We start from the raw sequence: 11,287 nt of genomic DNA on the forward strand, positions 1-11,287 counted from the left end.
ATCCCTATGAAAAAGCATATCGTTGCGGCACTTATCGCCTCTGTTACGGTTATTTCTGGTGCTCAGGCTGGTGTTCCCGTTGCCATTGATGCAAACCCTGAATGGGCTGTCGAAGCGCAGCGCTGGACAGAACGCCTCAAACAGTGGCAGGACACCGTGAACCACTACCAGAAACAGATTAATGCCTATAAGCAGGAGCTGCTGACCAAAACGGGCATTCGTGATGTTCAGGGACTGGTGCAGTCTGCGCAATCTGTCAGTAAGGAGCTGGAGAATATTTACGACCAGGGGAACTCCTTCATTGATGATTACATTAAGAACCCGGAAGCCACCCTGTCTGAGCAAGCCAGATCACTACTGGCCGATTATAAGGTGACAAACACCTGTAAGGGGCTGGGATATACGGGCGACCTGGTGCGGGGCTGTGAAGCCTCGTTCCTGTCCCAACTGGCGGGGATCGAGTACGGCAATAAGCTGGAAAGTAAACTGCGTGAAGATAATCAGGAAATGGCCGACCTTATCGACCAGGTGAAGAACGCCCAGGACACGAAAGCCACGCAGGACGCGACAAACGCTGTATCTCTGGCAAGCCTGAAATTTAACAAGCTCAAATTTCAGTATGAAATGTATCGCGATAAGCAGCGCGATCTTGCAGAATACAAGGAGAAAATGTTACAGGCTGCTTTCCAGGAGAAACAATTAGGGGCTGTTAATAAAGAAACTCCAGTTGTTGATTATAAGGCAGCATTTGAGCAGCAGAGTTATGAAATGAACTGAGGGGGCATTTTGAAAAAATATGGATTAGTTGCGGCGTTGGGGCTTACATTCTTTCTTACCGGGTGTGAAGAGGTTAAATCTGTAGACTGGTGGCAGTCTCACGTAGACGATGCAACGAAAAAAGTAGCTGAATGCAAAAAGTCTGGGAGTGATAGCGAAAATTGTAAAAACGCTAAGGAAGGTTTGTTTAGGTATAAGCAATTACATCCTAAGCATGTTGACTATAAAGATGCATTCAAAAATGTATTGGGTAAAGATGGAAGTTAAAAGGAGCCACTATGGCAACTTCTAGGTATTTCCAGGCCGCTCATGACGTTATTGTTAAAACTCTTGACCAGTCTTTGACTGGTCAGTTAGATAACTTTTCTTCAATAGCGTCTCAGTTGGGTAAGTATGGTATTTCCATTTATATATTGTGGTATGCTTATACCACAATAGTTGGGAAGCAAAAAACCGCAGTGCAGGATTTTTTATGGAATCTATGTCGATTCTGGTTAATTCTTGTTTTTGTCAAAAATATGGGGGGGTGGTTAGATAGTGCAACTCAGGCCATTGATGGGCTGAAGGAAACATTTGCAGGAGGTGATCCTTGGAAATGGGTTGACGAGCTTTGGGAGAAAGTTCAGCAGGTAGCTGCATATCTTATGTCCAAAGATACTTCGAAGTATGTGAAAACAGATGGGGCAATCGCATCTTTATTAACATATGCTGGAGGGATAATTGCATTATTGCTAACTTCAATAGTTTATCTCGCCGCCGAAGTTACTATTAAGATACTTACTATTACCGCGCCGTTGTTTATTATTTGTCTTTCATTTGGTTTTTTAAGGCAGATGTTTAATAGCTGGCTTCAGTTAATATTTAGCTCATGCTTCATATTCTTGTTTTGTGGACTGGCAATTAAAGCGGGAATGACGTTCCTTAATGGCATTCTGACAATCTCGATAGCTAACGCAGATGAATTAAATCTGATATCAACAGGTGCTCAGGCCGGGGTTGCAGGTGCATTTATGGCCTGGATTATCTGGCAAGCCAAAACCTATGCTTCCCAGCTCGCAGGGGTAGGTGTTGAAGGCGCGATGCAAGGGGCAGCCGCAATGGGGATTGGTGCTGGCGTGTTCGGCGCTTCCCGTATGGGGCGTAATCTGCTTGGTATGGGTAAAAATGCAGGGATTGGCGCATGGAAAGGCGTTCGCCGTCAGGATGGAGGGTTCAACCAGTCTCCTGGTGTATCCGGTAAGTTGGGGAATCTGACCGGGCAGGGCGTTAATATTGGCGCTAAGAGGCTTCGCCAGGCTGCGATAGATGCGGCGAAAAAGAAATATGGAGGTTAACCGATTTATTATTTAAATCTGTCAACTCTGAGTATTCCGCAGTAAATATTCACTCCTCTATTTAGGTTCTCACATTATGAAACTACTTATCACGGCTATCGTGACGCTTTGCCTTGTCGGATGCCAGGCGTCACATAAACAACCTCCGGTATCCGGAAAAAGCGAACCTGTTAATTCAGCAGAGGTAATGCGCAATGGGGTTTAAACTCTCAGGATTAAAACTTCCCGGTTTTAACAAGAAAAAAGAAGTAACAGACTCTTCAACTACTTTTGAAGAGAAAAATGTATTGATGCAGGAGAAAATGAACCGCATTTATAAATTCGGTGGTATTGCAGGAATTGCCGTAGGTGTGTTGTCTCTGCTGGCACTGAATGGAGCGCTACCGTTAAAGAGTACGGTTGTCGAAGCTTATCTTATTAATGGTGTCACTGGCGTTGCTGAAAGACTGACTTCTGTTAAAAAAGAAAACCTCTCTGAAAATGAAGCGCTGGCGAAATACTTCATTACTCAGTATGTGAAGCGTCGTGAAGGGTATAACTATTTCAGTCTCCAGCATGATTATGATTATGTTCTGTTATACAGCGCTGAGAATGTGGCGACGGATTACAACGCTTTAATCAACGGCAACCAGTCACCAAAGGTTATTTATAATAAAGCGGAAAAAACCGCATCTGTTCAGGATAATCCGTCCGTGATTATCAGTCCGTCATCCCGGCGCGATGATAAGGATATGGGAGCATATATCCGGTTTAAATTAACCATTCGAAATGTCGCGACAGGCCAGGATGATTATGAATACTGGAACGTCCGGTTGACCTACCGTATTGAACCACAGGTCGAAATGGCATCGGGTGACCGAAACAATAACCCGCTTAAATTCGTTGTAACGAGCTATGTACGCGATAAAGAAGTGAAAGGGTGAAAACTATGAAAATGAATAAAGGAGCGCTAATTGTGGCGCTTCTGTTGGTGTCGCACGTCTGCCATGCAGCCGTTACGCCAGCAGCCAGCCGTTTTGATCCCCGTAATCAGATTGTCAGTTATAACCCGCAAAACACGACAGTCATAAACAGTGCGGTTGGCTATACAACCACACTGGTATTTGACGAGGATGAAACGGTCATCAGTGCCAGAACCGGCTTTCCCCAGGGCTGGGAAGTGAACAAAGAAGATAACCTGGTGTATCTCGAAGTGAAGCCCGTCAAACAGACCGTACAGAAGAACAGTACCGATGACAATGGCAACCAGTCTTCAGAGGTGGTCAGTGTAGCCCTTGATCCTGAAAACGACCTGGAACGCTGGCGAACAAACCTGTTTGTTCGCACAACAAAACGTAATTACAGCATGGAGCTGAACGCCCGAACGTTCCGGCAGCCGGATAAGATCGCGTTTGTTGTTAATTACCAGTACCCGCAGGAACGCCGGAAGGAGCAAGCCGAAATCGAGAAGAAACGGATTGAGGCTCTTAACAAGCGGCAGGAGGAGCAGGCAATCAACCGTTCTCTTGAAAATGCGAAGTCGCCCAAGAACTGGGATTACTGGAAGCGGGTAGCTGACGGCAGCCAGTCAATCAGCCCGGATTATGCGTATGACGATGGCCGCTATACCTGGTTTGGCTTCAGCCCCCTGAAGAAAATCCCCAGCGTCTTTGTTATGAGCGGCGAACAGGAAACGCTGACTAACCCGGTAGTCAAAAACAGCGGTAGTTTCACCGTTGTTGGTGTTCCTGTAGACCAGCGCTTTGTTTTGCGTATGGGAAATCAGGTTGTTGGGGTTGAAAACCGGGGCTTTGGCAAAGTCCGTCTTCCGGCAGGAGATACCGTTTCCCCGAACGTTGAGAAAGAGGTGATCCAGTGAGCGAACAGGAAAATAAAATCCCGACCGCTGTAGAAATTGAACAGGCACTACGGGAACGGCATCAGAAAGAAATTGAGCAAAACGATAAAACGGATAAGGGAGATGAAGATGACGGTAAATCAGTAAAACGCCTGGGTATCGAGAAGCTTAAAAAATCGCGTAAGGGGCTGGTGATTATTGTGGCCGCTTTCCTTCTGCTGGCCGCCGGGGTGTCTGTCTACTATATCCCGTCGATTATTCGTGCAATGTCCAGCGGTGATGATAAGCCTGCCAGTAATGCGGTATCTACTGGTTCAGTAAAACGCGCGACAGGACTCAGCGATGATGTTGATCCATTCAACACCAGGGAAGAACCGGCTAAGACGGAAGAACGGAAGGAAAGCAGCGGCAAAGCGGAAACGCCACCGGAAAAAGTACAACAAAACTTCAGTCGTGCGCTGGATGTGGCCTATGGGGGGAGCAGCTCTGCTTCCTCAAATTCCGGTGGTAGCTCATCAACGGCCAGCAATACCAGGAACGAGGGGGACGGCAGTGACAAACAGGCAGAGGTTCAGCCTGTTAATGCAGGGCAACCCGCGCAGCTTTCTAAAATTACGCGCGTTCCTTATGACCCTAACCTTTTCATTCCTGAAAATACCGCGATTAAGTGCTCGCTGGACAGACGATTTATTTCTGATCTGGCTGGCAAGCTGGTCTGTACGATTAATGAGGACGTATACAGTGCAAACAGGAATGTAAAGCTAATTGAAAAGGGAACAGCCGCATATCTGATGTATAAAACGGGCACGTTCAATCATGGTCAGGGAGCCGTGTTTATCGCTGCTACGAAGCTTAGAACACGTAAGGAACCTTTCATTGATATTCCGCTGATTGATACACAGGCGGCGGGAGCGCTGGGTGAGGCCGGGGCTTCAGGCTGGATTGACACACATTTTGCAGATCGCTTTATGGGCGCGATGATGGTTGGCATGATCCCCGATGTGGCACAGGCCGCAAGTGGAGCGGCTAAAAGTAATAAAGACAATCAGACCGACTATACAGCTAACAGTCGCCAGGCTTTTGCTGATATAGCACGCGAAGCGTTTGCAAACAGCGTAAATATCCCTCCAACGCTTTATAAAAACCAGGGGGAAATCATTACTCTGATCGTTGGTCAGGATTTGGATTTCTCCAGCATCTACAAATTAAAAATGGTGGGTACCCGGAGGTAATTTGATAACGCTGGATATCAAAGAGTTTTCAATGCTGTTAGGAATAAGGGAAAGCGAAATATACCATCATATTCGTAAGGGCATACCAATAAATGGCGTTCCTTTCCCCAAACCACTGAAACAAATCAAAACGCATCGATTTAATTACGAAGAAGTCATGCGTTTTATTGAAGATCTTAAAGGAAAAGGTGAATTATGAAGGATGCAGAGAACAGACATATTGTTTATGAAATAATAGATGAATACTTCCACCACTGGCTTAATGAAGTCGATGGTTTAACTGAAATCGCGGTAAATCGGCCTGATGAACTGTTTGTTAAAGTGAGTGGGAAATGGCAGCAGCATGAATTAAAAATGGATTTTAAAGATTGTATGTCATTTGCAGGGGCAATTTCTGATTATCATGATGGTGGGTCGGTTACGCCAGAATATCCCTTACGTTCTGTTACGCTCCCCGGAGGGGAGCGTGTACAAATAGTTATTCCCCCGGCAACGGAACGGGAAACGGTGTCTATTACAATCCGTAAGCCGTCCAGTGTGTTTATCGACCATGATACCTTTGTTAAACAAGGGTTTTACTCAAGGCTAAATCAAGGGGGGAAATTCAGGGATAAAGAAGATGAATTATCTTCAATGTTTAAAGATAATTGTTTTGAACAATTTGTCCCTGAATGCCTGGTTAAGGGTAAAACGATGGTATTTTGTGCCGGAACGGGGGCGGGTAAAACCACCTTTGCAAATGCCTGTCTTCAGTACATACCCCATCATTTACGATGTATTTCAATTGAAGATACAGATGAAGCAAAGTTCAGGTTCCACAAAAATCATGTGAAATTGTATTACCCGTCAGAAGGGGAAAGTAGCACTGTCAGTTCCGCTTCTCTTTTACGTTCTGGTTTTCGTATGAACCCGGACAGAATCCTCATGACTGAGGTTCGCGGCGCGGAAGCCTGGGATTTTCTCAAAGGCTCAAGTTCCGGCCATGCAGGGAACCTTACAACCGTCCATGAGAGCACCCCTGAAGATGCTGTGCTTGGACTGGTTCAACGGTGCTATATGAACCCTGAATGTCAGAATTTGCCTTATAACATTATATTGCGGAGGGTGTTAAGCAACGTCGATGTGATTATGAGTATTAAGTACATCGATGAGGAAGATAACCGATTTGCATCGGGTATTTACTATCGTGATATTCATTTTCAGGAATACTTTGAAAAGCTGAAGGAGTGATTATGTCTCTGAAACTACCCGATAAAGGCCAGTGGGCTTTTATCGGTCTGGTTATGTGTCTTGTGACGTATTATACTGGCTCAGTTGCTGTTTACTTCCTGAACGGAAAAACGCCGCTTTATATATGGAAGAATTTTGATTCCATGCTGCTGTGGCGGATAATAACAGAGAGTAATATACGGACAGATATCAGGTTAACCGCAATCCCCTCTCTTTTATCAGGTATGGTTTCGTCTCTCATTGTGCCTGTTTTTATTATCTGGCAACTGAATAAAACGGATGTTGCTCTTTATGGTGACGCGAAGTTTGCCAGTGATAATGATTTAAGAAAATCGAAACTTCTGAAATGGGAGAAAGAAAACGATACTGATATTCTTGTAGGTGCATATAAAGGTAAATACCTGTGGTATACCGCACCAGATTTTGTATCACTTGGCGCAGGAACCCGCGCAGGTAAAGGGGCTGCAATAGGTATTCCAAACCTGCTGGTCAGGAAACATTCCCTGATTGCATTAGATCCAAAACAGGAACTGTGGAAAATCACCAGTAAGGTACGTGAAAAACTGCTGGGTAATAAGGTCTATCTTCTTGACCCTTTCAACAGTAAAACGCATCAGTTTAACCCGCTTTTCTATATTGATTTAAAAGAAGAGAGCGGGGCTAAAGACCTGCTGAAGCTGATTGAGATCCTGTTCCCGTCTTACGGTCTGACCGGAGCGGAAGCACACTTTAATAACCTCGCGGGGCAGTACTGGACGGGGCTGGCAAAATTGCTTCATTTCTTTATTAACTACGACCCCTCCTGGCTTGGTGAGTTCGGGCTTAAACCTGTTTTCTCAATTGGTTCTGTAGTCGATTTGTACAGCAACATCGACCGGGAGCTGATACTCAGTAAGCGAGAAGACCTGGAGGGAACAAAAGGACTTGATGAAAACGCGCTGTATCATCTGCGCGATGCCCTGACCAAAATCAGGGAGTATCACGAAACCGAAGACGAACAACGTTCGAGTATTGATGGTTCGTTTCGTAAGAAAATGAGTCTGTTTTATCTTCCGACTGTTCGCAAATGTACAGACGGCAATGATTTCGACCTTCGCCAGTTGCGCCGGGAAGATATCACTGTTTATGTTGGCGTTAATGCTGAAGATATGTCCCTGGCCTATGACTTCCTCAACCTGTTCTTTAACTTCGTTGTGGAAGTCACGTTACGAGAAAACCCTGACTTTGACCCGACACTGAAACATGACTGTCTGATGTTCCTGGATGAGTTTCCGTCTATTGGTTACATGCCAATCATTAAAAAAGGTTCGGGTTATATTGCCGGGTTTAAACTCAAACTTCTGACGATTTACCAGAATATCAGTCAGCTTAATGAAATCTATGGTGTTGAAGGTGCCAAAACGCTGATGAGTGCGCATCCCTGCCGGATTATCTACGCTGTCAGTGAAGAAGATGACGCTAAAAAGATTTCGGAAAAGCTGGGCTATATCACCACCAAATCGACAGGTTCAAGCAAGACAAGCGGACGCTCAACGTCGAAAAGCAGTTCAGAAAGTGAGGCGCAGCGCGCCCTTGTGCTCCCGCAGGAGCTGGGAACGCTGGATTTTAAAGAAGAATTTATCATTCTTAAAGGTGAAAACCCGGTTAAAGCTGAGAAAGCCCTCTACTTCCTCGACCCGTATTTTATGGACAGGCTGATGATGGTAAGCCCCAAACTTACCGAGTTAACCGCCTCTCTGAATAAGACTAAAAAAGTATTGGGTGTTAAAGGGCTTAAATATCCTTCTAAAGAAAAAATGCTCTCCGTCGGTGAGCTGGAGTCAGAGGTTTTACTATGAAAAAAATGTTAATGGTCAGTGTCCTTTTTCTCTCTGCCTGTTCCTCTCCGCCTGAACCACCACAGGTTGACTGGGAACAGAATCCTGAAACGGTGAATACACAATTAATGGACTGGCAACCGACATACTCAGTTATTAAATCAGACAAGGTTAATTCATCGTGGGTTAAGGTTATCCATAATTTCAGGCCTGAAAACCGCCTTTACGATGATGCTGTTTTTTATTCTGTTGCACATTCTGATTCAGTGATTGTTGAAACCAGTAACGGAACAGACTTTTTCACAGCTAAAAACTGGTTGAGGGCGAACGGTGCAAACGGTGTCATACAGTATCGTTATAAAATGAACTGTTTTTCTTGCCGGACTACCAGTGTTTATTTATCACGATAACGCCGGATTAATAAAATTCTTGTAATTTTATTGAGCCGGGGTTGAACAACCGCAGGGCGTTAGTTGCCCGTTATCCATGAGGTGTATATGAAAAAGACCGTAACCACGGCAGTGCTGCTTTGTGCGTTCGCTGCCGGAACTGCTCATGCTGAGGAAAAGGCCGACCCGAACGATCCATGTGCAATGGTGTTATGCCTTGCCGGAAAACTTGACGGAAGTAGTCCGGCAGAATGTGACCCGATGTATAAAAGTTTTATGTCAATCAGGAAAAAGAATAAACATGGTTTTTTACCCGATCACACGGCAGATGCCAGAAAGAAAAAACTAAATGAATGTCCTGCGGCTGATGCAGGTACAGTAAGTAAAATTATTTCAAGCTTTGGCCGATTGAAAAACTTTTAATTCTGTTTGATTTAATTCTGATGTGAATACGCAAGTTTCAGGTTTGAGACTGGAACTTGCGAACATTTTTTACAGGGGTGGGAGGATGAAAATTATTAACGTACCTGATGCAAGAAGTGTGAGAATTGCCGGAATTGAAATTATCGATAGTGTCAAATCGGTCGCTTCTGTTTTTACTGAAATTTTGTTGTTTATGGTCTGGTTTCCGGCAATTGTCTATGGGCTTTATCGTTTTGTTATCGTTTTGTGGGATGCTTCCTTAAAGCCGCAATCGCTCATTGAGTTTATTAATTTCATGGTTGAGTTATACAGCTATGTACTTCCTTCGTTGGCTGTTATCGCAGTGGCTTTAGTCGTCGTTTTATCCATTTTTAAAAGACTCTCAGCAATATGGGAGGGAAGAAAGCAATGAGACATTTTTTTAATGTTCTTTCCTTTGCTGTTGCCCTGTTGCCAGCTACATTGTGTGCTGCTCAGATTCAGGGGAAAGTTATTCGCGTTCTCGATGGAGATACCATCGAAGTTAAAACACTACCCGCGAAAATTGTTGTGTATGAAGTTCCGATTCGAGTCCGATTGATAAATATCGATGCACCGGAAAAAAAACAACCCTTTGGTCGCTGGTCAACCAATCAACTTAAAGCCCTGCTGGCAGGGCAATCAGTTACCGTCTCTTATACGCAAACAGATCGCTACGGGCGAGTCCTGGGACGAGTGGTGACAGCGAACGGCACTGAGGCTAACCGCCAGCAAGTGCTAAAAGGGGCTGCATGGGTTTATGACAGGTACAACACCGATAACTCATTACCGGCTCTGCAACGGGAAGCTCAGACACAGAAGCGCGGCCTGTGGGCTGACAGTAATCCCGTTCCTCCGTGGGAGTGGCGTCATAAACAAAACTGACGCGCTTCGCTTGTCCAACCCCTCCTCTGCCTGAAGAAAATCTTCAGGCAACGTCACGGTTTTTAATATACATGGTGCGCATATGGGTAAATTAACTCTGGTAGAGCAGGCTTTACGGCTCCATAAAGAATATTACGGTGAAGATAATTTTGGTACTGTCGTAAAGGATTGTGATTACTATCCTAAAGTGGCAGAGATTTTTATAAACAGAAAGAATCGTAAAATTTATTCGAATCTTGATATCGAACCCGTTGCTTCAACCGTCGTTCATACGGGAAGTAGCCCTGTTATGGCTAAAGCCGGGAGGATTAAAAAGCTTATGTTTAAAGATGGTTCGGGAGCATACCGGATTCATCTTGGTCAAAATGAAGTGGTTCATATTATTCGCTTCATTCTTAACTCTAAAGTCAGAATGGAGTACGCAGTTGGCACAACCAAAAGTATGTCGATGCTTCATAATCTTTGCGAAGCTGGACGCGCTAAATTAAACCGCTCTTTACCCCGTAAAGGTATCTGGAAAATCGGGTGTTACGACGGCGTTTATTATCACGGTAAGGCAAGGAAGGAAGAAATAGAAAACGCTTTACGTTTTTCTGTTCATCCAAAGTTTAATGAGCTGGAGAATGACTTTAATCAGTTCTTTTCGGATATTGATTTCTACACCCGTTATGGTCAGTCAGGAATGCGAAAAGTGCTTTTTACTGGTCCTCCGGGCACAGGGAAAACGACTATCGCAAAAGCTTTGGGGGCAAAATATCAGGATAAATATGTATTTGTTTATGCTGATGATTACTTTAAAGATGTTTGCTATGCCGCAGCTCAAAAGAAAATACCCGTTATCATAATAGCTGAAGAGGTTGATGAACTTTATCGGGCTGATGCCGGAACGTTAAGTTTTCTTGATGGGGCTGATACACCGCGAAATCTTGCCGGGACATATGTTATTTTTTCAACGAACTATCCTAACCGGATTGATCCGCGCATCAGAAAACGCCCTGGCAGAATTGACAGAATCATATCTGTAGGTGCTTTTCGGACTAAAGCCGCTGCCGCTTGTGCCAAAATGTACTTACCAGACGATATAAATATTGACCTTAAAGAACTTGGCGCGGTGCTGGACAGAACGACTCCTGCTGAAATAAAGGAGATAATAAATATTGCTATTGGCATGATTCGCGGAACAAAAAACGAATTAACAGTAGATGTAATCAAGAATGCGCGTGCCTTTTTGAAAGGAACCCTTGACCTTAGTGTGCAGGAGGCAGAAGAAGACATAGAGGAAAGGGAAGAAATCTTTAAAAAGAATGGTGCGCAGCCTGACTATTCAAGTTACCTTGAGGATTGA

Annotated in this window: 14 protein-coding genes; all 14 read left to right on the plus strand. The window is 44.6% G+C overall.

Annotated elements, in window-relative coordinates; translation table 11 throughout:
• Positions 1–6: 6 nt before the first annotated feature.
• Positions 7–777, plus strand: coding sequence for a type IV secretion system protein (locus DD597_RS22710; RefSeq protein ID WP_000716326.1), 771 nt, complete (start codon positions 7–9; stop codon positions 775–777).
• Positions 778–786: 9 nt separating this feature from the next.
• Complete coding sequence (locus tag DD597_RS22715) at positions 787–1,044, plus strand: EexN family lipoprotein (RefSeq protein ID WP_000759841.1); 258 nt, start codon at positions 787–789, stop codon at positions 1,042–1,044.
• Between the two features lie 11 nt (positions 1,045–1,055).
• Complete coding sequence (locus DD597_RS22720; RefSeq protein ID WP_000235886.1) at positions 1,056–2,111, plus strand: type IV secretion system protein; 1,056 nt, start codon at positions 1,056–1,058, stop codon at positions 2,109–2,111.
• 194 nt (positions 2,112–2,305) lie between these two features.
• Positions 2,306–3,034 (plus strand): virB8 family protein, encoded by a 729-nt coding sequence (locus DD597_RS22725; protein WP_004199085.1) that lies wholly within the window; start codon positions 2,306–2,308, stop codon positions 3,032–3,034.
• 5 nt (positions 3,035–3,039) lie between these two features.
• Positions 3,040–3,969, plus strand: coding sequence for a TrbG/VirB9 family P-type conjugative transfer protein (locus DD597_RS22730; RefSeq protein ID WP_000783386.1), 930 nt, complete (start codon positions 3,040–3,042; stop codon positions 3,967–3,969).
• Positions 3,966–5,180: a VirB10/TraB/TrbI family type IV secretion system protein gene (gene virB10, locus DD597_RS22735; RefSeq protein WP_001295060.1), complete on the plus strand. Its 1,215-nt coding sequence runs from the start codon at positions 3,966–3,968 to the stop codon at positions 5,178–5,180. Before DD597_RS22730 ends, virB10 begins: the two co-directional genes overlap by 4 nt.
• Position 5,181: 1 nt before the next feature.
• A complete protein-coding gene (locus DD597_RS22740; RefSeq protein WP_000629109.1) occupies positions 5,182–5,379 on the plus strand; it encodes a DNA-binding protein in 198 nt (65 codons plus the stop codon).
• Positions 5,376–6,410, plus strand: coding sequence for a P-type DNA transfer ATPase VirB11 (gene virB11, locus DD597_RS22745; RefSeq protein WP_000650512.1), 1,035 nt, complete (start codon positions 5,376–5,378; stop codon positions 6,408–6,410). The genes DD597_RS22740 and virB11 overlap by 4 nt, the downstream gene beginning before the upstream one ends.
• A gap of 2 nt (positions 6,411–6,412) precedes the next feature.
• A complete protein-coding gene (locus DD597_RS22750) occupies positions 6,413–8,248 on the plus strand; it encodes a type IV secretory system conjugative DNA transfer family protein (protein WP_000053822.1) in 1,836 nt (611 codons plus the stop codon).
• Complete coding sequence (locus DD597_RS22755) at positions 8,245–8,637, plus strand: cag pathogenicity island Cag12 family protein (protein WP_000738524.1); 393 nt, start codon at positions 8,245–8,247, stop codon at positions 8,635–8,637. The genes DD597_RS22750 and DD597_RS22755 overlap by 4 nt, the downstream gene beginning before the upstream one ends.
• A gap of 87 nt (positions 8,638–8,724) precedes the next feature.
• The gene (locus DD597_RS22760) at positions 8,725–9,039 is read left to right on the plus strand and encodes a TrbM/KikA/MpfK family conjugal transfer protein (protein ID WP_000754496.1); all 315 of its coding nucleotides are present in this window, start codon (positions 8,725–8,727) and stop codon (positions 9,037–9,039) included.
• Positions 9,040–9,124: 85 nt separating this feature from the next.
• Positions 9,125–9,451 (plus strand): hypothetical protein, encoded by a 327-nt coding sequence (locus DD597_RS22765; RefSeq protein ID WP_004208538.1) that lies wholly within the window; start codon positions 9,125–9,127, stop codon positions 9,449–9,451.
• Entirely contained in the window at positions 9,448–9,942 is a 495-nt protein-coding gene (locus tag DD597_RS22770; protein ID WP_001215543.1) for a thermonuclease family protein, read from the plus strand. Before DD597_RS22765 ends, DD597_RS22770 begins: the two co-directional genes overlap by 4 nt.
• 82 nt (positions 9,943–10,024) lie before the next feature.
• Positions 10,025–11,287 carry an ATP-binding protein gene (locus DD597_RS22775; protein WP_000517490.1) on the plus strand — a complete coding sequence of 421 codons (1,263 nt, stop codon included), beginning with the start codon at positions 10,025–10,027 and terminating at the stop codon, positions 11,285–11,287.

The organism is Enterobacter cloacae complex sp. 677-3DZ2D5B (assembly GCF_004136695.1).
Taxonomy (GTDB): Bacteria; Pseudomonadota; Gammaproteobacteria; order Enterobacterales; family Enterobacteriaceae; genus Enterobacter; species Enterobacter hormaechei_C.

What these genes read in the sequence shown, in the direction of transcription:
- virB11 (WP_000650512.1), top strand. Translation starts at nt 5,376, where the DNA reads ATGAAGGATGCAGAGAACAGACATATTGTTTATGAAATAATAGATGAA.
- DD597_RS22755 (WP_000738524.1), top strand. Translation starts at nt 8,245, where the DNA reads ATGAAAAAAATGTTAATGGTCAGTGTCCTTTTTCTCTCTGCCTGTTCC.
- DD597_RS22710 (WP_000716326.1), top strand. Translation starts at nt 7, where the DNA reads ATGAAAAAGCATATCGTTGCGGCACTTATCGCCTCTGTTACGGTTATT.
- DD597_RS22770 (WP_001215543.1), top strand. Translation starts at nt 9,448, where the DNA reads ATGAGACATTTTTTTAATGTTCTTTCCTTTGCTGTTGCCCTGTTGCCA.
- DD597_RS22730 (WP_000783386.1), top strand. Translation starts at nt 3,040, where the DNA reads ATGAAAATGAATAAAGGAGCGCTAATTGTGGCGCTTCTGTTGGTGTCG.
- DD597_RS22765 (WP_004208538.1), top strand. Translation starts at nt 9,125, where the DNA reads ATGAAAATTATTAACGTACCTGATGCAAGAAGTGTGAGAATTGCCGGA.
- DD597_RS22720 (WP_000235886.1), top strand. Translation starts at nt 1,056, where the DNA reads ATGGCAACTTCTAGGTATTTCCAGGCCGCTCATGACGTTATTGTTAAA.
- DD597_RS22725 (WP_004199085.1), top strand. Translation starts at nt 2,306, where the DNA reads ATGGGGTTTAAACTCTCAGGATTAAAACTTCCCGGTTTTAACAAGAAA.
- DD597_RS22760 (WP_000754496.1), top strand. Translation starts at nt 8,725, where the DNA reads ATGAAAAAGACCGTAACCACGGCAGTGCTGCTTTGTGCGTTCGCTGCC.
- DD597_RS22750 (WP_000053822.1), top strand. Translation starts at nt 6,413, where the DNA reads ATGTCTCTGAAACTACCCGATAAAGGCCAGTGGGCTTTTATCGGTCTG.
- DD597_RS22775 (WP_000517490.1), top strand. Translation starts at nt 10,025, where the DNA reads ATGGGTAAATTAACTCTGGTAGAGCAGGCTTTACGGCTCCATAAAGAA.